This is a genomic window from Mycobacterium sp. MAA66, from assembly GCF_041261665.1.
In the GTDB taxonomy this organism is placed as follows: Bacteria; Actinomycetota; Actinomycetes; order Mycobacteriales; family Mycobacteriaceae; genus Mycobacterium.
Genome location: NZ_JBGCCC010000009.1, coordinates 169,446 through 190,070, shown reverse-complemented (window position 1 = coordinate 190,070; position 20,625 = coordinate 169,446). Strand labels below are relative to the sequence as shown.

General features: G+C 64.9%; 18 protein-coding genes. 16 read left to right on the top strand and 2 right to left on the bottom strand.

Translation table 11 applies throughout. The annotated features are described in order from the left end of the window. Window positions 1-23 precede the first annotated feature (23 nt). Complete coding sequence (locus ABIA30_RS22170; protein ID WP_370069371.1) at window positions 24-1,118, bottom strand: alcohol dehydrogenase catalytic domain-containing protein; 1,095 nt, start codon at window positions 1,116-1,118, stop codon at window positions 24-26. Between the two features lie 26 nt (window positions 1,119-1,144). Here ABIA30_RS22170 and ABIA30_RS22165 point away from each other — a divergent pair, with 26 nt between their 5' ends. The 16 genes from ABIA30_RS22165 to ABIA30_RS22090 all read left to right on the top strand — a co-directional run bounded on the left by ABIA30_RS22165 (window position 1,145) and on the right by ABIA30_RS22090 (window position 19,776). Then, window positions 1,145-1,576, top strand: a complete 432-nt coding sequence (locus tag ABIA30_RS22165; protein WP_370069369.1) for an acyl-CoA thioesterase — start codon at window positions 1,145-1,147, stop codon at window positions 1,574-1,576. A 63-nt stretch (window positions 1,577-1,639) separates the two neighbouring features. Beyond that, a complete protein-coding gene (locus ABIA30_RS22160; RefSeq protein ID WP_370069367.1) occupies window positions 1,640-2,077 on the top strand; it encodes an SRPBCC family protein in 438 nt (145 codons plus the stop codon). Window positions 2,078-2,205: 128 nt separating this feature from the next. Then, a complete protein-coding gene (fadD5, locus tag ABIA30_RS22155; RefSeq protein WP_370069365.1) occupies window positions 2,206-3,834 on the top strand; it encodes a fatty-acid--CoA ligase FadD5 in 1,629 nt (542 codons plus the stop codon). A gap of 304 nt (window positions 3,835-4,138) precedes the next feature. Further along, window positions 4,139-4,858, top strand: a complete 720-nt coding sequence (locus ABIA30_RS22150; RefSeq protein ID WP_370069429.1) for an MlaE family ABC transporter permease — start codon at window positions 4,139-4,141, stop codon at window positions 4,856-4,858. 4 nt (window positions 4,859-4,862) lie between these two features. Beyond that, window positions 4,863-5,732 carry an MlaE family ABC transporter permease gene (locus tag ABIA30_RS22145; protein ID WP_370069363.1) on the top strand — a complete coding sequence of 290 codons (870 nt, stop codon included), beginning with the start codon at window positions 4,863-4,865 and terminating at the stop codon, window positions 5,730-5,732. Between the two features lie 4 nt (window positions 5,733-5,736). After that, window positions 5,737-6,984, top strand: a complete 1,248-nt coding sequence (locus ABIA30_RS22140) for an MCE family protein (protein ID WP_370069362.1) — start codon at window positions 5,737-5,739, stop codon at window positions 6,982-6,984. Continuing rightward, the gene (locus tag ABIA30_RS22135; RefSeq protein WP_370069361.1) at window positions 6,981-8,012 is read left to right on the top strand and encodes a virulence factor Mce family protein; all 1,032 of its coding nucleotides are present in this window, start codon (window positions 6,981-6,983) and stop codon (window positions 8,010-8,012) included. The genes ABIA30_RS22140 and ABIA30_RS22135 overlap by 4 nt, the downstream gene beginning before the upstream one ends. Next, window positions 8,009-9,586, top strand: coding sequence for an MCE family protein (locus ABIA30_RS22130; RefSeq protein WP_370069360.1), 1,578 nt, complete (start codon window positions 8,009-8,011; stop codon window positions 9,584-9,586). The genes ABIA30_RS22135 and ABIA30_RS22130 overlap by 4 nt, the downstream gene beginning before the upstream one ends. A 10-nt stretch (window positions 9,587-9,596) precedes the next feature. Next, window positions 9,597-11,207 (top strand): virulence factor Mce family protein, encoded by a 1,611-nt coding sequence (locus tag ABIA30_RS22125; protein ID WP_370069358.1) that lies wholly within the window; start codon window positions 9,597-9,599, stop codon window positions 11,205-11,207. Between the two features lie 11 nt (window positions 11,208-11,218). After that, window positions 11,219-12,400 (top strand): virulence factor Mce family protein, encoded by a 1,182-nt coding sequence (locus ABIA30_RS22120; RefSeq protein WP_370069427.1) that lies wholly within the window; start codon window positions 11,219-11,221, stop codon window positions 12,398-12,400. Window positions 12,401-12,403: 3 nt separating this feature from the next. After that, a complete protein-coding gene (locus ABIA30_RS22115; RefSeq protein ID WP_370069356.1) occupies window positions 12,404-13,996 on the top strand; it encodes an MCE family protein in 1,593 nt (530 codons plus the stop codon). After that, on the top strand, window positions 13,966-14,610 hold the full coding sequence (locus tag ABIA30_RS22110; RefSeq protein WP_370069354.1) for a hypothetical protein: 645 nt from the start codon (window positions 13,966-13,968) through the stop codon (window positions 14,608-14,610). Before ABIA30_RS22115 ends, ABIA30_RS22110 begins: the two co-directional genes overlap by 31 nt. Then, entirely contained in the window at window positions 14,607-15,680 is a 1,074-nt protein-coding gene (locus ABIA30_RS22105) for an RDD family protein (protein WP_370069352.1), read from the top strand. The genes ABIA30_RS22110 and ABIA30_RS22105 overlap by 4 nt, the downstream gene beginning before the upstream one ends. Next, window positions 15,677-16,240 (top strand): mammalian cell entry protein, encoded by a 564-nt coding sequence (locus ABIA30_RS22100; protein WP_370069350.1) that lies wholly within the window; start codon window positions 15,677-15,679, stop codon window positions 16,238-16,240. The genes ABIA30_RS22105 and ABIA30_RS22100 overlap by 4 nt, the downstream gene beginning before the upstream one ends. Beyond that, window positions 16,207-17,007: a mammalian cell entry protein gene (locus ABIA30_RS22095; protein ID WP_370069348.1), complete on the top strand. Its 801-nt coding sequence runs from the start codon at window positions 16,207-16,209 to the stop codon at window positions 17,005-17,007. The genes ABIA30_RS22100 and ABIA30_RS22095 overlap by 34 nt, the downstream gene beginning before the upstream one ends. A gap of 495 nt (window positions 17,008-17,502) precedes the next feature. Further along, window positions 17,503-19,776 (top strand): hypothetical protein, encoded by a 2,274-nt coding sequence (locus ABIA30_RS22090; RefSeq protein ID WP_370069346.1) that lies wholly within the window; start codon window positions 17,503-17,505, stop codon window positions 19,774-19,776. Between the two features lie 10 nt (window positions 19,777-19,786). On the opposite strand, the gene ABIA30_RS22085 is transcribed toward ABIA30_RS22090, so the two are convergent. Further along, window positions 19,787-20,551 (bottom strand): pirin family protein, encoded by a 765-nt coding sequence (locus ABIA30_RS22085; protein ID WP_370069344.1) that lies wholly within the window; start codon window positions 20,549-20,551, stop codon window positions 19,787-19,789. Window positions 20,552-20,625: the final 74 nt, after the last annotated feature.

The window sequence follows — 20,625 nt, the reverse complement described above, 5'->3', positions numbered from 1 at the left end:
TAACTGATGCTGAGGGTCACGCCCTAGAACTCGATGACCTGTCGCACCGCATGGCCGTCGGCCAGGGCGTCCATGCCGGCGTTGATCTCGTCGAGCGAAATCGTGTCAGAAACCAGCGATTCCACCGGAAGTCGTCCGGCCCGCCACAGCTCGACGAAGCGTGGAATGTCGCGTATCGGTACCGCCGAGCCGAGATAACTGCCGATCAGTGACCGCCCATCGGCCACCAAAGCCAACGGCGACAGGGTGATTCGCGCATCTGGATGCGGCAAGCCGACGGTGATGGTCTTGCCGCCGGGGGCGGTCAATCCGATCGCGGTCTCGAGTGCGGCGGCGTGACCGACCGCTTCGATCACGATGTCTGCCCGCAGATCGGCGGTCTGTTCGGGCGTGTAGGCCTCGTGCGCGCCGAGTTCTGTTGCGCGATCCAGCTTGTCCGCCAACCGATCCACTGCGACCACCCGAACATCGTCGTGTGCCAGCGTCGTCAGCATGGCCGCCATGCCCACCCCGCCCATTCCCACGATGGCCACGGTCTGTCCGGGTTTCGGCCGGCCGGCGTTGAGTACCGCGCCGCCACCGGTCAGCACGGCGCAGCCAAGTAGTGAAGCGACGACCGCAGGCACGTCGCGGTCCACCGGCACCACCGAGCGACGGTCCACCACCGCGTATGTTGCGAAGCCGGAGACTCCCAGATGGTGCAAAACCGTTGTGTCATTTCGAGACAACCGGACGGCGCCGCCGAGCAGGGTGCCTGCGCCGTTCGCGGCGCTGCCCGGTAGGCACGGTGCCAGGCCGTCGGTCGCACAGGACGTGCACTGGCCGCACCGCGGCAGGAACGTCATCACCACCCGTTGGCCAACGGTCAGATCGGAAGTGCCGCCGATCTTTTCGATGACTCCGGCGGCCTCGTGACCCAACAGCATCGGCAGGGGACGAACCCTATTGCCGTCCACCACTGACAGATCGGAATGGCACAGGCCCGACGCCTCGATCCGCACCAGCAGTTCGCCGTCACCGGGCTCGTCGAGGTCCAGTTCGCACACGGTCAGTGGCCGGGACTGTGCGTACGGCCGGGGGCTTCCGATCTGCTCGAGTACCGCACCACGGATCTTCATCACTCCAGCCTGTCAGACTGGCGGATATGGAGCAGCCACTCGGGGTAGCGGATTTCGGCCTGCACTGGCCCGTGCAGACCCGCTGGACCGACAACGACATGTTCGGCCACCTCAACAACGCGGTCTACTACGAGCTGTTCGACACGGCGATCAACGCCTGGATCAACACGACCTGCGGGATCGACCCGGTGAATGTGTCGTGGCTCGGCGTGGTTGCCGAATCGGGCTGCAAATACTTCGCCGAGCTCAAGTTTCCCGGACAGCTCGTGGTGGGGCTGGCGGTGACCCGCCTGGGCAACAGCAGCGTCACCTACCGGACCGGGCTGTGGGCCGAGGGTGACGAGCACCCGGCCGCAGTCGGACATTGGGTGCACGTATACGTCGACCGGGACACCCGTCGTCCGGTGCCCATCCCCGCACCGATCCGCGAGCTCCTCGACCCGTTGACGTTGCCCTGACGCCAGTGCGTGAGCCGTAGACGCAAGGTCAACGTCTCCGGGCCTGCTCGATATGCTCGCCCCATGCCGCTCGTGAGCAAGACCCTCGAGGTGTCCGCACCCGCCGCGAAGATCCTGGCGATCGTCGCCGACTTCGAGGCCTACCCGCAGTGGAACGAAGAGGTCACCGGCTGCTGGGTGCTGCACCGGTACGACGATGGCCGGCCCAGCCAGCTGCGCCTGGACACCAAGATCCAGGGCATGGACGGCAGCTACATCCAGGCCGTCTACTACCCGGGCGAGGGCCAGATCCAGACTGTCATGCAGCAGGGCAACCTGTTCTCGAAGCAGGAGCAGCTGTTCTCGGTGGTCGACCTCGGGCCAAGCGCACTGCTGACCGTCGATCTGGACGTCGAGGTCAACATGCCCGGTGTGCCGAGCATGATGGTCAAGAAGATCGCCAACGACGCGCTGGACCACCTGGCCGGAAATCTCAAGAAGCGCGCCGAAGAACTGGCCTGAGGCCGGCTCCCGGCGGGAGTCATTGCTGCGCTGCAAGATTCGCGTGGTCGGGCGCCGAGATCGACGAAATGTCCGAATCCACCCACATTCTCGGGCCTGTTTGTCCGTTTCGGCGATAGGGTCGCTCAGTGCCACATGCCTCCGCTGTCGATCAGCCGTACTTCGCCCGTCGACAGAACTGGACCACTCAGTTGGCCCGCCACGCGCTCATGCAGCCAGAACAGATTGCGTTGCGGTACCTGGGGCAGAGCACCACGTGGGCGGATCTGGACCGCCGGGTGACCGCGCTGGCCGACGCCCTGCACCGGCGCGGCGTGCGATTCGGTGACCGGGTCCTGATCCTCATGCTGAACCGGCCGGAGTTCGTCGAGTCGTTTCTCGCCGTCAATCGGCTCGGAGGGATCGCGGTACCGGTCAACTTCCGCATGACCCCACCCGAAATCGCTTACCTGGTAACCGATTGTGAACCGAAGGCGGTGATCACCGAGCCCGTGTTGGCGTCGGTCGCAACCGCGGTGCGTGACCTGGAGCCGGCGCTGGACACGGTGATCGTGGCCGGCGGCACCACCGAAGACAGCGTGCTCGGTTACGAGGATCTGCTGGTCGAAGGCGGCGCCGCGGCACCGCTGGTAGATGTTCCCGAAGAATCCCCGGCGCTGATCATGTACACCTCGGGCACCACCGGACGCCCGAAGGGTGCGGTGCTGACGCACATCAACATCGCGGGGCAGGGGATCACCAACCTGTTCACGGTGAGCGTGGACCTCTACAACGACGTCGGCTTCATCGGGGTACCGCTGTTCCACATCGCCGGCATCGGCAACATGATCGGCGGACTGATGCTGGGCCGGCCGACGGTGATCTACCCGCTGGGCGCCTTCGATCCCGGGGCGCTCCTGGACGTGCTGCAGGACGAAGGGGTGTCGGCGATCTTCCTGGTACCAGCGCAGTGGCAGGCGGTGTGTGCAGCCCAGCGGGCCAAGCCGCGTCAACTCAAGCTGCGCGCGCTGTCCTGGGGCGCGGCGCCGGCATCGGACACCCTGCTGCGGGACATGGCCGAGACGTTCCCGGGCACCCAGATCTTCGCGGCGTTCGGTCAGACCGAGATGTCACCGGTCACCTGCATGCTGCTCAGCGCCGACGCACTGCGCAAACTCGGCTCGGTGGGCCGGGTGATCCCGACGGTGTCGGCACGGGTCGTCGACGAAGACATGAACGACGTTCCGATCGGCGAGGTGGGGGAGATCGTCTACCGCGCCCCGACTCTCATGGCCGGCTACTGGAATAACCCGCAGGCAACTGCCGAAGCATTCGCTGGAGGCTGGTTTCACTCGGGTGACCTCGTTCGCCAGGACGATGAGGGTTACGTATGGGTCGTCGATCGTAAAAAGGACATGATTATTTCCGGTGGCGAAAATATCTATTGCGCCGAAGTCGAGAATGTTCTGGCGGCACATCCGGCCATCGTCGAGGTTGCTGTGATCGGTCGACCGGACGGCAAATGGGGCGAGGTGCCGGTGGCCGTGGTCGCCCTCGCCGAGCCCTCGACCACCGCCTTGACCTTGTCCGATCTACAGGGCTTCCTGGCTGACCGGTTGGCCCGATACAAGCATCCGAAGGCCGTTGAGATCGTCGACACCCTGCCCCGGAACCCTTCTGGAAAAGTGCTCAAAACGGAGTTGCGGATCCGGTACGGTTCCGGGTCTATAAGGGGCACTGATCAAAATGGCGTCGCACCAACGGATTCGGTCGAGTAACAACGGGAGTTGTAGGCCATGACAAATTTGCTAACGGTTGTTCGGCCAATCCGCGCGATGGGTTACGGGGTACGCGGCGTATCGGGTACTCTCCTGTGGTCCGTCTTACTACCCGCCAGTAGGGAGACGAGGCTCACAGTGATTCGGGGCGTTAAGGAGGGGGCGTGCGACGCATAGTGCCGCAGCACCACGACCAAGTACCGGTGACAGGACGTAATCGGTGACGGCCCCGAACGACAGTCTCATCGGATACTTCAAGGAACAACTCGACAAGCCGCTCACCAAGGTGGGTGGCTTCGTCAAGATGACCATCCTGACCTTCAAGGCGCTGGTGGCCCGCCCATTCCAGTGGAAGGAGTTCGTCCTTCAGTGCTGGTTTCTGATCCGGGTGGCCTTCCTGCCCACCCTGGCGGTGTCCATCCCGCTGACGGTGCTCATCATTTTCACGCTGAACATCCTGCTCGCCGAGTTCGGCGCGGCTGACGTCTCCGGTGCCGGTGCCGCCCTCGGCGCGGTCACCCAGCTGGGTCCACTGGTCACCGTGCTGGTGGTCGCCGGTGCCGGATCGACGGCGATCTGCGCTGACCTGGGTGCCCGTACCGTGCGCGAAGAGATCGACGCCATGGAGGTGCTCGGTATCGACCCGATCGAGCGCCTGGTGGTGCCCCGCGTCGTCGCTTCCACGTTCGTGGCCTTCATGCTCAACGGCGCGGTGATCATCATCGGCCTGGTCGGCGGCTACTTCTTCGGTGTCTACATCCAGAACGTCAACGCCGGTGCCTATGTCTCGACCTTGACCCTGCTCACCGGTTTCCCCGAAGTCATGATCTCGGTCATCAAGGCCACCATCTTCGGCCTCATCGCAGGCCTGGTCGGCTGCTACCGCGGTCTCACCGTCGCGGGCGGCTCCAAGGGCGTCGGCACGGCGGTGAACGAGACGCTGGTGCTCTGTGTGGTCGCGCTGTTCGGGGTGAACGTGGTGCTGACCACCATCGGTGTCAAGTTCGGAACGCAGAGCGGATAGCGACATGAGTACATCGGCAGTTCTGCGGTCGCGATTCCCGCGGGCCTTTTCGAAGGTCGCCGACTTCGGCGCGGCACCGGCCAGGATGTTCGACAGCCTTGGCCACGTCGCCGTGTTCGTGGTATCGGCCGTCGGCCATATCCCGCACGCTTTTCGCTACTACCGCAAAGAGATACTGCGGCTGATCGCCGAGATCGGCATGGGCACCGGCGCCATGGCAGTCATCGGCGGCACGGTGGCCATCATCGGTTTCGTCACCCTGGCCGCCGGTTCACTGATCGCCATCCAGGGCTTCGCCTCGCTGGGCAACATCGGTGTCGCCGCGTTCACCGGCTTCTTCGCCGCCCTGGCCAACATCCGCGTCGTCGCACCGGTGGTCACCGGCCAGGCACTGGCGGCCACCGTCGGCGCGGGCGCTACCGCCGAGCTGGGCGCCATGCGCATCAGTGAGGAGGTTGACGCCCTCGAGGTGATGGGCGTCAAGTCCCTGTCCTTCCTGGTGTCCACCCGGCTGGTGGCAGGCATGGTGGTCATCATCCCGCTGTACGCGATGGCGATCCTGTTGTCATTCCTGTCCGCGCAGCTGGTCACCACGCTGTTCTACGGGCAGTCGGTGGGTACCTACGAGCACTACTTCCATACCTTCCTGCGCGTCGACGACGTCATGTGGTCCTTCTTGGAGGTCATCATCATGTCGGTCGTGGTGTTGCTGAACCACTGCTACTTCGGTTACTACGCCAGCGGCGGCGCCGTCGGTGTGGGTGAGGCCGTGGGACGGTCGATGCGCACCTCACTGATCTCGATCGTCACGGTCGTCCTGCTCTTCTCGTTGGCGCTGTACGGCACCGACCCGAACTTCAACCTGACGGTGTAGCGCGATGACGAATTCACAGCCGCCCGTAGCCGAGGGACAGGTCCAGGCCCCGCTCAACAAGGACCGGACCCCGCCATACCTGATCGCCGGAGTGGTGTTGGCACTGGTCGCGGCGGTGATCCTGACACTGACGTGGGCCCAGTTCCGGGGCTACTTCGACACCAAGGCCCAGTTGTATGTCATGGCCAGCCGGTCCGGGCTTTCGATGGATGCGGGTTCGAAGGTCACCTATAACGGGGTGCCGATCGGCCGGTTGAAGGAAGCCGAAGTGGTGAGCGCGGACGGCGAGAAGCCCGAGGCCCGCCTGGTGCTCAACGTCGATCCCGAGTATCTGGACCTGTTGCCCCGCAATGTGGACGTCAAGCTGCTTGCCACCACGGCCTTCGGCAACAAGTACATCTCGTTCACCTCGCCGCCGAACCCGTCGCCGCAGCGGCTCAAGAGCGGTGACGTGGTCGACGCGGTCAGCGTCACCACCGAGTTCAACACGCTGTTCGAGACCATCACCGCGATCTCCGAGCAGATCGATCCGATCAAGCTGAACCAGACTTTGACCGCGGCCGCGCAAGCGCTCGACGGGCTGGGCGACAAGTTCGGTCAGTCGCTGGTCAACGGCAACACCATCCTGGCCGACCTGAACCAGCGGATGCCCTCGTTCCGACACGACACCAGGGGCTTCGCCGACCTGGCCGACGTGTACGCCAAGGCGTCACCGGACCTGTGGGACGGCCTGAAGAGCGCGGTGACCACCGCGCACACCTTCAATGATCAGCGCGGCAACGTCGATCAAGCGCTGATGGCCTCGGTCGGCTTCGGCAACACCGGTGGCGACATCTTGGAACGCGGCGGGCCCTACCTGGTCCGTGGGGCCCAGGACCTGCTGCCGACATCTCAGTTGCTCGACAAGTACAGCCCCGAATTGGACTGCCTGGTCCGTGGTTTCGCCAAGGGTGCACCCGCAGCGGCAAAGGGCTTGGGCGGCAACGGATACTCGCTGGTGACGCATACCGAGCTCGTCGGCGCCGGCAACCCGTACACATACCCGGAAAACCTGCCCCGGATCAACGCCTCGGGCGGCCCTGAGGGCCGGCCGGGATGCTGGACCGTCACCAAGGACATCCTGCCGATGCCGTACATGGTGATGGACACCGGAGCGTCCATCGCGCCGTACAACCACTTCGGTCTCGGTTCGCCATTCCTCACCGAGTACGTCTGGGGTCGTCAAATCGGGGAGAACACGATCAACCCATGAGTATCAAGGGCACGGCGATCAAGCTCGCCATCTTCTCTGCGGTGCTGTTGGCGTTCACCGCCGGCATCTTCATCGTGTTCGGTCAGTTCCGGTTCAGCCGGAACAACGACTACTTCGCGATCTTCAACAACACCAGTGGGCTCAAGGCCGATCAGTTCGTCCGCGCGGCGGGCGTAGAGGTCGGCAAGGTCACCGACGTCGAATTGATCGACGGCGGCAACAAGGTGCGGGTGCACTTCAACGTCGACAAGTCGGTTCCGCTGTTCCAGCAGACCACCGCCTCGATCCGCTACCTTGACCTACTCGGCAACCGGTTCCTGGACCTGAGGCGTGGCGACAGCAACGAGCTGCTGCCGCCGGGCGGCACCATCCCGGTCGATCGGACCGAACCGGCGCTGGATCTGGATGCTCTCGTCGGCGGCTTCCGGCCATTGTTCCGGTCGTTGGATCCCCAGAAGGTCAACACCATCGCGCAGTCGATCGTCACGATCTTCCAGGGCCAGGGCGGGACCATCAACGACATCCTCGACCAGACCTCCCAGCTGACGTCGAGCATCGCCGACCAGGACCAGGCCATCGGTCAGGTGATCAAGAACCTGAACACGGTGCTCGACACCACCGTCAAGCACCAGAAGCAGTTCGACGACACGCTCAAGAACTTCGAGTCACTGGTGACCGGTCTGAAGAACCGGGCCGACCCGATCGCCGACTCGGTGGCCAATATCAGCAATGCCGCCGGTTCGCTGGGCGACCTGCTGGGCGACAACCGGCCGCTGCTGCACGACACCCTGGGCTACCTGGAGACCACGCAGCAGTCGTTGGTCGACCAGAAGGAACAGCTCAACGACACCCTGCAGAAGGTGCCGGAGGCGCTGAAGATCCTGGGCCGCTCCGGCGGTGTCTACGGCGACTTCTTCAACTTCTATGTCTGTGACATCGAGTTGAAGATGAACGGTCTGCAGCCGGGTGGTCCGGTGCGCACGGTAAGGCTCACATCGCAGCCGTCGGGAAGGTGCACGCCGAAGTGAGAACCATAGAGGGATCCGATCGGGTCCGCAGGGGCTTGATGGGGCTCGCCGCAGTCACCCTGGTGACGGCCGTCGGCGCGAGCATCACCAGCGTTCCGATGGTGTTCGGGTCACCGACGTACTATGCCCAGTTCGCCGACACCGGTGGCCTGGCCGTCGGCGACACCGTGCGCATCGCAGGCGTCAACGTCGGCGAGGTCAAGAGCATGGACATCGACCGCGACCGGGTCGTGATCGGCTTCAGCCTCGGCACCAACACCGTCGGTTCAGACAGCCGAGCACAGATCAAGACCGAAACGATCCTGGGCCGCAAGGCCATCGAGATCGAGCCCAAGGGCACCCACAAGCTGCCCCCGCGGGGCGTCCTGCCACTGGGCCAGACATCGACGCCGTACCAGATCTACGACGCGATCTTCGACGTCACCAGGGCCTCCCAGGGCTGGGACACCAAGACGATCAAGGAATCACTGAACGTCCTGTCCGAGACCGCGAACCAGACATCGCCGCATCTGAGCGCCGCGCTGGACGGCGTGGCCCGGTTCGCCGACACCATCGGCAAGCGCGACGAAGAGGTCCGCGGGCTGTTGGCCAACGCGAACAAGATCGCCACGGTCCTCGGTGACCGCAGCGGACAGGTCAACGCGCTGCTGATCAACGCCCAGACCCTGCTGCACGCATTGAACCAGCGCGGTGAGGCGATCAGCCTGCTGCTGGAGCGGGTCTCGAAGGTCTCGCACCAACTGCAGGCGACCATCGACGAGAACCCGAACATCAACCATGTTCTGCAGCAGCTCAAGACCATCGCCGACATCCTGGAGACGCGTAAGGCCGACTTCGCCGACACGCTGGTGTCGGCCGGAAAGTTCGTGGCCTCGCTGTCGGAGGCCATCGCCTCGGGCCCGTACTTCAAGGTCATGGTCGAGAACCTGTTGCCACCGCAGTTGATGCAGCCCTTCGTGGACGCGGCCTTCAAGAAGCGCGGACTGAACCCCGAGGACTTCTGGCGCAGCACCGGTCTGCCCGAGGCCAAGTGGCCGGATCCCAACGGAACCCGGTTCGCCAACGGCGCACCTCCGCCGCCCCCGCAGCTGCAGGAGGGCACGCCGGAGCACCCCGGACCCGCGGTGCCTCCGGGCTCGCCGTGCTCGTACACACCCGGAGCGGGTGCGGATCCGAGCCCGGCCGACCCGCTGCCCTGCGCGCATGTGGGTGTCGGTCCGTACGGGAACAACCCGTTCGGCAACAACTACGGCGCACCTGATGTCGTCACCTCGGCGCCGAACCCGGCCGGGGTGCCGACCGGACCGGGCGTGCCGTCGGCCGCCTTCCCAGGGCAGCCCGCACAGGACGTGCCCGGCACACCGGTTCCGCTGGCTCCCGGGCCGGTCGGTGCCCGGACGGTCCCGCTGACCCCGCAGCCGGGCGATGAGAATCTGATTCCCGGATTCGCCCCGTATCCCCCTCCGCTGAACGCCCCGCCGGCGCCGCCGGGGCCGGGCCCCGACGCGGGTCCCGTCGGCACTGCGCCCCTGCCGGGCAACCCGCCGTTCCTCCCGCCTGGGTCGCAAGGATAAGGCCGCCACGATGTCGACTGTTTTCAATATCCGCAACATCAAGAAGCCGCACTTCTCCACGAAGACGCTGGTCATCGGCGCGCTACTGCTGGTAGCGCTGCTGGTGGCGGGCTACTTCGGCAACGTGGCGTATAAGAAGCTCACCACCACCACGGTGACGGCGTACTTCCCCGAGGTGCTGGCGCTGTATCCCGGCGACAAGATCCTGATCATGGGGGTCGAAGTCGGGGCGATCGACAAGATCGAGTCCTCTGGCGAGAAGATGAAGGTGGTCTTCCACTACGCCAGCAAGTACAAGGTGCCGGAGAACGCGTCGGCATCGGTGCTGAACCCGAGCCTGGTCGCGTCCCGCGTGATCCAGCTGTCGCCGCCCTACACCGGCGGACCGGTGATGGCCGACGGTGCGGTGATCCCGGTCGAACGCACCCAGATTCCGATCGAGTACGACGAGCTGCGCAACCAGCTGACTCGCATCCTCGCCGAGCTGGGCCCGACCAAGGAACAGCCCAAGGGCCCGTTCGGCGACATCATCGAATCGTTCGCTGACGGTTTCCAGGGCAAAGGCGAGCAGATCAACCGGACCCTCAAGGGCCTGTCGGATGCGGTGACCACGCTGAACCAGGGGCGCGGCGACTTCTTCCAGGTGGTCAAGAGCCTGGCGGTGTTCGTCAACGCGCTGCACAAGAGCGATCAGCAGTTCACCGCGCTGAACAACGACCTGGCGTCGTTCACCAACAAGTTCACCAACAACGACCAGGAACTGGCCACGGCGCTGCAGGACCTCAACAAAGTCCTGGGCACCACGCGTGGCTTCCTGGACAAGAACGGTGACCTGCTGGCGCACGACATCAACGACGTCAACGAGGTGACGACGGCCATCATGCAACCGGCACCGCGTGACGGCCTGGAGCGGGCGCTGCACGCCTACCCGAACTTCCTGGCCAACCTGGAGAACATCTACTCACCGGCCACCGGTGGTCTGATCTCCCTGCCGATCTCGCCGGGACTGACGAACTTCTCGAACCCGATGCAGTTCATCTGCAGTTCGATCCAGGCCGGCAGCCGGCTGGGCTACCAGGACTCGGCAGAACTGTGTGCGCAGTACCTGGGGCCGGTGCTGGACGCGATCAAGTTCAACTACCTGCCGTTCAGCAACAACATCATGACCACGGCCATGACGTTGCCGAAGATGGTCACCTACTCGGAGCCCAGGCTGCAGCCGCCGGGTGGCTTCAAGGACACCACCCTGCCGGGTGTGTTCTCGCCTGACACCCAGTGGTCGCACGGCCAGCACGAGCCGGGCTGGATCACGGCTCCCGGTATGCAGGGCGTCAAGGTCGGGCCGTCCACCCAGGATCTGCTGACCCCGGATTCGCTGGGCGAGCTGATGGGTGGACCGGACATCGTCCCGCCGAGCGGCGGCGTCACCATGTCCGGCCCGCCGGATGCTTACAACGAGCACAGCCCGCTGCCGCCGCCGTGGTACGTGCAGCCGGCACCGTTGCCGCCGCCGCTGCCGGGCAACAACCCGCCTGATCCGAGTGCGATGGGTGCCGGACCGGCGCCGGGCCCGGCCCCGGCCGTGGGACCCGCCCTGCCTGCGGAAGTTGGAGGCAATTGATGAGCGGGTCCATGGGGCCGAAGCCGCGGCTCTCGGAATATTCGCGGCACCGCCGCGGGTGGGCGCGTAACGCCCGTCGCGCCGGGGCGGTTGCGGCCGCCGCGTTGGTGCTCAGCTCCTGTGGCTGGCGCGGCATCGCCAACGTCCCGCTGCCCGGTGGCCCGGGCACTGTGGATGGCCACTCGACGATCTACATCCAGATGCCGGAGACGTTGGGGCTCAACGCCAACAGCCGGGTCCGGGTGGCGGACGTGTTCGTGGGCCGGGTGCGGGCGATCGAGCTGAAGAACTGGATTCCCACCCTGACGGTTGACCTGAATCCGGGTATCGAGCTGCCCAGCAATGTGCTGGCCAAGATCGGCCAGACCAGCTTGCTCGGTTCACAGCACGTCGAGCTGGACTCGCCGCCCAACCCGTCGTCGCAGCCGCTGCACAGCGGCGACACCATCCCGCTGAAGAATTCTTCGGCCTTCCCGACGATCGAACGGACGCTGGCCGGAGTCGCCGGAATTCTGACCGGCGGTGGAGTGCCGAACATCGAGAAGATCCAGTCCGAGGTCTACAACATCCTCAACGGGCGGGCGGATCAGATCCGGGAGTTCCTCAATCGGTTGGACACCTTCACGGACCAGCTGAACCAGCAGCGCGATGACATCACCCGGGCGATCAAGTCGACCGACAAGCTGCTGGCTGTGGTGGCGAATCGCAACGAGACGCTGGACCGGGTGCTGACCGAGGTCCCGCCGCTGATCGAGCACTTCAGCAAGACGCAGGATCTGTTCAGCAATGCGGTGGTGGCACTGGGCCGGTTGTCCAAGGCCGCCGATACAACATTGACGGGCAGCAACGCCAACATCCACACCAACCTGGTGAGCTTGCAGCGGGCGCTCAAGCAGATCGCCAAGACCTCGCCGAACCTGGTCCCGTCACTGAAGCTGTTGCTGACGCTGCCGTTCCCGATCGACAACATTCCGAAGGTCATCCGTGGCGATTACATGAACATCTCGCTGCACCTCGACCTGACGCTGAGCGCGATCGACAACGGCATCCTGACCGGTACCGGCATCTCCGGTCTGGCGCGGGCGCTGGAGCAATCGTGGGGTCGCGACCCGGCCACGATGATCCCGGACGTGAGGTTCACGCCGAACCCGGCAAGCGCTCCGGGTGGTCCCCGAGTGGAGAGGGGGTACTAAGCGATGTTGACTCGTTTTCTGAAGATGCAGCTGGTGATCTTCGGCGTGCTGACGGTCGCCGGTCTACTGGGCCTGTCCCTGATCTACCTGGAGTTGCCGACTTATCTCGGGGTGGGCATGTATCGGCTGTATGCCGAGCTGCCCAACTCGGCCGGCCTCTACAAGACCGCCAACGTCACCTACCAGGGCAACACCGTCGGCAAGGTGCTGGCGGTGGAACCGACACCCAGCGGTGCCCGGGTAACCATGGACATCAACAACAGCACGAAGATTCCCGCCGGCTGGACTTCGAATGTGCACTCGGTGTCGGCGGTCGGTGAGCAATTCATCGACCTGGCACCGCCGAAAGACCAGTTGGGCCAGCCCATTCCGTACGGTCCTGCCGGTCAGTTCTACAACGCGAATGCCACCATCCCCGCCGACCATGCCACCGTTCCCAAGGAGGTCGGTCCGGCGTTGGACGCTGCCGAGAACGGCCTGAAGGCATTGCCGAAGGAGAAGATCGGCGAGCTGCTCGAGTACACCTCGCAAGCCGTTGGTGGACTGGGGCCGTCGCTGCAGCACTTGGTGGACGGCACTCAGGCGCTGGCTGGTGACTTCAAGGACAACCTCGGTTCGGTCGACGACATCGTCGAGAACTCGGGGCCGATCATCGACAGTCAGGTCCGCTCCGGTGACGCGATCGCGCAGTGGTCGCGGAACCTGAACGTGTTGGCCGGTCAGGCCGCACAGCAGGACTCTGCCCTGCGCGGTGCCATTCGGCAGGGTGCGCCCACGGCCGACCAACTGAACTCGGTGTTCGGCCAGGTCCGGGATGCGCTGCCGCAGTCGCTGGCAAACGTCGAGATCATCCTCGACATGCTGAAGCGGTACCACAAGGGTCTGGAACAGATGCTGGTGGTGCTGCCGATGGCCGGGCCGATCGTCGACTCGCTGACCGCGGTCTACTCCAACGAGCTGCCGATCAACCTTGCGCTGACCTCCCTCAACACGCCGCCGCCGTGCCTTACCGGCTTCCTGCCGGCATCGCAGTGGCGGTCCCCGGCGGACGTCTCGACGGCGCCGCTGGAATCGGGCTTGTACTGCAAGATTCCGAAGGACGCACAGAACACGGTTCGCGGCTCGCGCAACGTTCCGTGTGTCGATGCGCCGGGGAAGCGCGCGGCAAGTCCCGGGGAGTGCCGGGACAACAAGCCGTATGAGCCGTTGGGCACCAACCCGTGGTACGGCGATCCGAACCAGATCCGGAACTGCCCGGCTCCTGCCGCTCGGTGTGATCAGCCGGTCGACCCCGGCCGGGTGATCCCGGCGCCGTCGGTCAACAACGGGATGAACCCGATGCCTGCAAGCGCGCTTCCGGCGCCTGCGGTAACTTCGGGACCGAGTAGTGACCCGATCACCGCGCCCGGGCTGGGTACCGTGGCCTGCAGTGGGCAGCAGCCCAATCCCTGCATCTACACTCCGGCAGGACCAGGGGCGACATACAGCCCGCAAAGCGGCCAGGTGGTCGGCCCAGACGGGGTGAAGTACTCCGTCAACAATTCGAGTAACCCAGGAGATGACGGATGGAAGGAGATGCTGGCACCAGCCAGCTGAACCTCACCGATCAGAAAGACGTCACCTCACAGGATTTGACGGCAGAAGAGCATTCCGAGGAGTCGAACACCGAGGCCGCGACGGTAGCGGCCGAGCCGGGCGACGTGCGCCGGCCGACCAGAATCGGCCGGGGTACCGCTCTGCTGGTGTGTCTGGTCTTGGTGGTGCTGGCCGCCGCAGCCGGCGTTGGCGGCTATCTGGCATTGAGTTCGCACCGGGAAAGCGAGGCGATCGCCGCAAACGAAGCCGCCGCTCTGGCGGCTGCGAAGGACTGTGTGACGGCGACGCAGGCGCCCGACATGACCGCCATGATCGACGCGCAGACCAAGATCGTGAACTGCGCCACCGGGGCGTTCGGCGCCCAGGCGCCGCTCATGAGCGGCGTCATGGTGGAGGCCTATAAGGCCGCCGACGTCGAGGTCAAGGTGTCGGAGCTGCGGGCTGCGGTGGAGAAGCACAACCCTGACGGCTCGATGGACATCTTGGTGGCGGTGCGGGTGAAGATCACCAACAGCGCCCAGAAAGACAAGGAAGTCGGTTACCGGCTGCGGGCGCAGATGGCCCCGGTGGACGGTACCTACAAGGTGGCCAAACTGGACCAGGTCTCGTCGTGACGGTCAGTCTGGACGAGGCCGCATCCGAGGACGCCAGCGCCACCACCGAACTGGCCTCATGGCGGGCCCGCGTCGGCGCTTTCGCGCTGGACCTGTTGTTGGTTGTGGCGGTCGGGACTGTCCTGCTGCTGACCGTCGCTCAGTACGACGGCCCGTGGTGGGGATATGCCTCCGTGGTGGCGGCGGTGGTGGTTGTGGTCGGCGTCAACCGCTGGTGGCTGGCCGCGCAGACCGGATGGACGTTGGGGCGTGCGGTCTTTGCGATCCGGGTCGAACGCGCCGACGATGGCGCCGATACCGGTCTGGGACGGTTGGTCCTGCGTGATCTGGCGCATCTGCTCGACACCCTGGGACTGTTCGTCGGCTGGTTGTGGCCGCTGTGGGATCGGCGCCGGCGCACGTTCGCAGATATCTTGTGCGGCACCGAGGTTCGGGCCGTCGGGGTGCCTCCGCGCAACGCCGCCAAACATGCCTCGATTGCGCTCTTGGCGGCCGCGGTGCTGTGCCTGGCCGGCTCGGGTGCGGGCCTGGCACGTTTCCTGCACAACCGGGCGGTAGACCAAGCGCGGCAACAGGTTTCCGAACAGGGCCCGCGGATCGTCGAGCAGGTTCTGAGCTACCACTCCGATACCTACAAGGACGATTTCAACAAGGCGCAGTCGTTGGTCACCGACAGTTATCGCGGCCAGTTGGTCAAAGAGCAGCAGCGGCAGGTGGCAAAGGGCGCCCCGGCGACCAATGAGTACTGGGCGGTCAGCAGTGCGGTGCTGGAGCCGGTGATCGACCCTGACCGGGTCTGGATGCTGGTGGCGTTGCAGGGCCAGCGCGGGGCGGACGCCAAGGGCCTCAAGCTGATCACCGCGACCCTGCGGGTGGAGTTCGTGAGGTCGGGCGACGGCAAGTGGCAGTTGTCGAGCCTGCAGGTCCTCCAGCGGCCGCTGGAAGGCCCAGTGGCGCAAGCTATTCCGCAACCGTCCCCGGCCCAGTCCAAGAATCAGGCTCCGGCGCCGAGCAATCCGGGTGTTCCGCCGCAGCAGCCGGCTGCGCCGTCGCACGGAGGTACGCGATGAGCCCACGCCGCAAAGTTGATTCGGCCGAGCGATTTGTCGCGGGCGATTTCTTCAAACCTGCCCTGCCGCAGTCTCGTAGCCGGGGATTGGTGATCATTGCGAGCGTCGCGACGGTCTTGGTGTTGTTGGCGGTGGCCGGCAGCGCGTTCATGGCGGCGCGCCACGAGCAGGATTCCCAGCGCGCGGCACGGGCGGCGACGGTCTTGGGCTACGTCAAGACGTTCATGACGAAGTTCGCGACGCTCGATCCCTATCACGCCAACGCTTACGGCGATCTGATTCTGGCTGAAGCCACCGGGGATTTCGCCAAGCAGTACCAGGACAGGATCGATCAGATTCTGATCCAGGTCGCACAGGCCCAGCCCACCCAGGGCACGGTGGAAGCCGCCGGGGTGCAGCGGTGGAATGAGGATGGCGGTGCCGACGTACTGATCGCCATGAAGGTGACCACGACTACGGCCGACGGCAAGTCGACGGTCGAGAGCGGAAGTCGTTGGGTGGTAACGGCTTCTCAGGAAGGACAGCAGTGGAAGATCAGCAGGCTGAATCAGGTGACCTGAGCACTGAGCAGTCCGAAGCCGATGCGCCACAGGGCAAGGCCGCGCGCCATAGGCACCGGCTGCCCCGGCAGAAAGCGGTCTCGGTCATCGACCCGCAAGCTGATGACACTGCCACCGAAGGCGACGACGCCGACACTTCGGTAACGGCGGACGCGGAGCCTGCGACGGACGAAACCCTCGATGACCCGGCGGGCGAAGCCTCGGACGCCGGCGAGGACACTGCCGCCGAGGTGCCGACGGTGCCGCACCAGCCGGTCACTCGTGGTTGGGTGGTGGCGGGTGTGGTGGCCGGCGCATTGTTCGTCGGCGCGACGGCTTTCGGGGGCGCGGCGTTGCAGCCGTACCTGGCTGATCAGGTGTTGACCCACAACAAGTTCGAGGTGGCCAAGACCGCGGCCACAGCAGTGTCGACGCTGTTCTCCTACACGCCGCAGAACATGGATGCCCTGGGCGCGCGCTCGCAGAAGTTACTCTCCGGACGATTCGCGGAGGAATACCAACGGTTCGTCGACTCGATCGTGGCGACGAACAAGCAGGCACAGGTCACCAACGAGACCAACGTGGTCGGCGCCGCGGTCGACAGCATCGGCCCGGACGAGGCCACCGCCATCGTCTACGCCAACTCTGTGGCGACGAGCCCGGTGAGTAAGAACATCCCGTCATTGCGGTACCGGTCCTACCGGCTGACCCTGCAGCGCCAGGGCTCTGATTGGTTGGTCACCCGGATGCCGGTGGTGACGCTATTGGACCTCACCCCGCAGTTTTAGCCATTTACGGGTGAAACAGCGTCGGTTGACCGAACGTATGACACCGACCCGTCGATCGGCGTAAGCAGGCTATTCGGATAGTCGAACTGCATTTGCCTTGGCTGATCACCCGGGTTGCTGGCTGGAGCCGACGTGAGTGGTCGTGCGGGTGCGACGCGGCTCGAGGTATCGCATGAATAACGGCTATTATCAGTGGTATTCGGGCGCACTGGCAGTGCGGACACGGTTGGGTGCGGTTGCCGCCCGGAGCCGTTCGGGGCCGCAGGAAATTGCCGTCAGAATTTTGGCGTTTGCCAAATTCGGATTGCCGAGTGGTGTTTAGCGAGTGCAATTAAGACGCCATTAATTGACGCTAGAGTCAACAATTCTTGACCGCCTGAGTTTGGCGAATTAGATGGGAAATTGGTGTTACCGTCCTGTCAATTGTCGGGTGTGGACATAACGGGGGTTGCGATGGCCGGTGGGCACTACAGGACGAAAACCCAGGTGCGGCGGATGGCTGTGCTGGGTGCGGCTACGGCTACGGCCACCGCGGTCACGATGGCGGCGGCGGTACCTGCCCCGCTACCGCCGAAGCCGGTGCTGCGGCCCGTCATCACCCATTCGGTCGATCTGTCTTCGTACACCAGCCTGTTTCCGGGACCCGGTGTGCTGCATGACATTACGAATGGCCTGGGTACCGATGTGTACGACACCGGCCAGAACATCATCAACACCGTTTTGCCGGCGATCGTCAATGCGATCGGCCTGGAGGGGATCGCGAACAATACCGGCCTGAACCTCACGGGCCTCATCAACCAGATCCCCAAATCGCTGCTGCCGCAGATCCTCAACGCCTTGCCGCTGAACCTTGGGCCGTTACTCGAACAATTGCTGCCCGTCGTCGGCGGGCCGTTGGTCGGTGTCCTTCAGGCGCTGGGCCTGCTCGACAGCAAGGGCAACATCACGCTCAACAACCTGCTCGGCTTGGTCGGTATCGACATCAACAACCTGCTGAACCTGGGCGGCTTGGCCATCCCCGGCGTCAAGATCGTCACCGCCGGACCGTTGTTCACCCTGGCGAAGATGATCGGCATCGACCTGGGCTGGACGCCCGGCACGGCCACCGCGGTGGCCAAGGCCATCGACGGCACGCAGTACCTCGACGTGGGCGTCGCGGGCCTGGTCACCACGGTGCTTAACAAGGCGGCTTCCGCACTGCCGCTGCTCGATCCGGTCGTGGTGTTGCTGGAGAACGTGATCAAGGGACTCGACCTGTCCAAGCTCGACCTGATCGGCATTCGAGTGCCGATCACCATCGGCTTCGGACTGGGTGCCTTCTCGCTCGGGCAGGCCTACAACCAGATCGTCAAGAATCTGGCCAATCAGCCCGGTGGTCTTGACGACAAGGGTGCCAATCTCCTCGGCAGCCTGACGATCATGCCCGAGATCCTGCTGAACAACCTGGGCCGCGCCAATGGCGGCCTGCTGGCGCGGTTCTATCCGGTCGGCGACCTGTTGGGCATCAACACCATCACCCCGGACGCGCAAGCCGCCCACAGCGGCAGCGGCCTGGACGTGTTGGGCACCGGAATTTCGCTCGGTGCTGCGAACATCTTGCCGGTCAAGGTCGATGCAACCCTTGAGTACCAACCATTTTCGGACTTCGCCGCCTGGCCCGACCCCTTCAGCCTGCTCAACAACCTGGTGGCAGGAACGCTGCCGACCTACCTGCTGCGCGGCATCTCCACCAACACCCTGACCAGCCAGCTGGAGTCGGCGCTGGGCGCCATCACCGGCGGCATCCTCGGCAATAAAGCGTTGGCAGCCAACATCTATCTGACCATCCCGACCGCGACCCTGCCGCTGCTGGAACCGCTCTACCTGGCCGGCGACGTGGCGAACATGGTCAGCTTCGGCACCCTTGGCGGTTTCTTCACCCGACTGGCCAACGCGCTCTCGCCGGCCCTGACCAGCCTGGTGAACCTCGGTTACACCGACGTGGTGCGCAATAGCGACGGCACGTACAGCCGTACCCTCGACAGCGCCGGGCAAGCAGTTCCGTTCTTCTCGTTCCCGAACCTCAACTGGTCCAGGGTGCCGGGCGACATCCTGCATGACCTTCAGGTGGGACTGCAGAAGCAGTTCAGCGCCACCCCGACTGCGGCGCCGCCGAATATCATCGAGGCCGTGGTCTCGTTGTTGACCGGCGGCAAGGTCAAACTGGGCTTCAACCCGTTGGCGGGCCCGTTGGCCGCCGTCGGCAAGATCCTCTCGACGTTGATCGGGGACCTCACCGGCACGCTCAGGGGGCTGACCGCCAAGACCACCAGTGTTGCGGCCACGCACGCGGCGGCACTGCCAAGTGCCACCAGCAAGTTGGTGGCACTGCCCGCGGCATCGGCTGCGGCAGTGGGGGATTCGGCTCGCCCCGCGGGCAAGGCCGACAAGACGACGAAGTCGGGCAAGCACGCGGCCGCCGATGACGGCACCACGCCGGTGGACTCCGGTAAGGCGCCCAAGCATGCTCGGCCCGACACTTCCGACAGTGCCGGAACCACGTCCCCGACCAAGAACTCGGGCAGCAAGAAATCCGGTCAGAAGGACGGCCAGGACGTGCCGTCGCTCAAGGTCGTGCACGACGCAACGTCGTCGGCTGCCGGCGCTGCGGCGGCATCGGCTGCCGACGCCGCCAAGCCGGGTGCGAAAGCTTCTGGAAACAAGGGGAATCCAGGTGCGCACCACGGCTCGTCGGGCAATCGGGCCGCGGCCGGCGGCCACGCCGCCTGACCGTCACCGGTTATTGGGAGAAGACGTCGGCGTGCATCTCCCACACCAGGATCTCGGCCGGTGTGGTCGCGGTGACGCGCTGTCCGCCGGAGGAGGTGAAGCGGACCGCGTCTCCTTCGCGCAGTTCCCCGGCGCCCTCCAACGTGACTTCGCCCTGTGCGACGAACAGGTGCAGGTACGGGGCCGTCGGCAGTTCAACAGCCTCGCCGGGCTGCAGCCGGGCACCGTGTAGGGCGGCGTCGCGGTTGCCGATGGCTATCGCCGTCTCGCCGGCGTGCTGGGGCATCCCGGAGGCGATGGTGACCAGTCGGCCGCGCATCAGCTCGTCGTCGATCTCCAGCTGCTGGTAGCCGGGGGTTCTGCCGGCCTGGTCCGGGACCACCCACATCTGTACGAAACGGACCGGCTCATTGTGATCCTGCGAGGCGTTGAGGGTCCAGGAGTCGTTCTTCTCCGAGTGCAGAATGCCGCGGCCCGCCGACATCCGCTGGGCCAGGCCGGGGTAGATGATGCCGGAGTTTCCGGTCGAATCCTGGTGCACCAGGGAACCGCGCAGCACCCAGGTCACGATCTCCATGTCGCGGTGCGGATGCGTCTCAAAACCACTGCCCGCCTTGACAATATCGTCGTTGTTGACCAATAGCAGGCCGTGATGGGTGTTGGCGGGGTCGTAGTGATCGGCGAACGAGAACGAGTGACGCGAGTCCAACCAGGAGATCTTGGTGGCGGCGCGGTCGTCGGCACGGCGGATGTCGATGCTCTCGGCACGGGTCATGTCATCACCTCTGTTGTCAGGTGCAGCTTATCGGCGGCTGCTACTGGACGGCACAACATAAATGATGTGTCATA

Coding starts and splice junctions, on each gene's coding strand:
- ABIA30_RS22140 (WP_370069362.1), top strand. CDS start 5,737: ATGACGAATTCACAGCCGCCCGTAGCCGAGGGACAGGTCCAGGCCCCG.
- ABIA30_RS22160 (WP_370069367.1), top strand. CDS start 1,640: ATGCCGCTCGTGAGCAAGACCCTCGAGGTGTCCGCACCCGCCGCGAAG.
- ABIA30_RS22115 (WP_370069356.1), top strand. CDS start 12,404: ATGTTGACTCGTTTTCTGAAGATGCAGCTGGTGATCTTCGGCGTGCTG.
- ABIA30_RS22170 (WP_370069371.1), bottom strand. CDS start 1,118: ATGAAGATCCGTGGTGCGGTACTCGAGCAGATCGGAAGCCCCCGGCCG.
- ABIA30_RS22150 (WP_370069429.1), top strand. CDS start 4,139: ATGACCATCCTGACCTTCAAGGCGCTGGTGGCCCGCCCATTCCAGTGG.
- ABIA30_RS22090 (WP_370069346.1), top strand. CDS start 17,503: ATGGCTGTGCTGGGTGCGGCTACGGCTACGGCCACCGCGGTCACGATG.
- ABIA30_RS22135 (WP_370069361.1), top strand. CDS start 6,981: ATGAGTATCAAGGGCACGGCGATCAAGCTCGCCATCTTCTCTGCGGTG.
- ABIA30_RS22125 (WP_370069358.1), top strand. CDS start 9,597: ATGTCGACTGTTTTCAATATCCGCAACATCAAGAAGCCGCACTTCTCC.
- ABIA30_RS22100 (WP_370069350.1), top strand. CDS start 15,677: ATGAGCCCACGCCGCAAAGTTGATTCGGCCGAGCGATTTGTCGCGGGC.
- ABIA30_RS22085 (WP_370069344.1), bottom strand. CDS start 20,551: ATGACCCGTGCCGAGAGCATCGACATCCGCCGTGCCGACGACCGCGCC.
- ABIA30_RS22120 (WP_370069427.1), top strand. CDS start 11,219: ATGGGGCCGAAGCCGCGGCTCTCGGAATATTCGCGGCACCGCCGCGGG.
- ABIA30_RS22165 (WP_370069369.1), top strand. CDS start 1,145: ATGGAGCAGCCACTCGGGGTAGCGGATTTCGGCCTGCACTGGCCCGTG.
- ABIA30_RS22145 (WP_370069363.1), top strand. CDS start 4,863: ATGAGTACATCGGCAGTTCTGCGGTCGCGATTCCCGCGGGCCTTTTCG.
- ABIA30_RS22110 (WP_370069354.1), top strand. CDS start 13,966: ATGGAAGGAGATGCTGGCACCAGCCAGCTGAACCTCACCGATCAGAAA.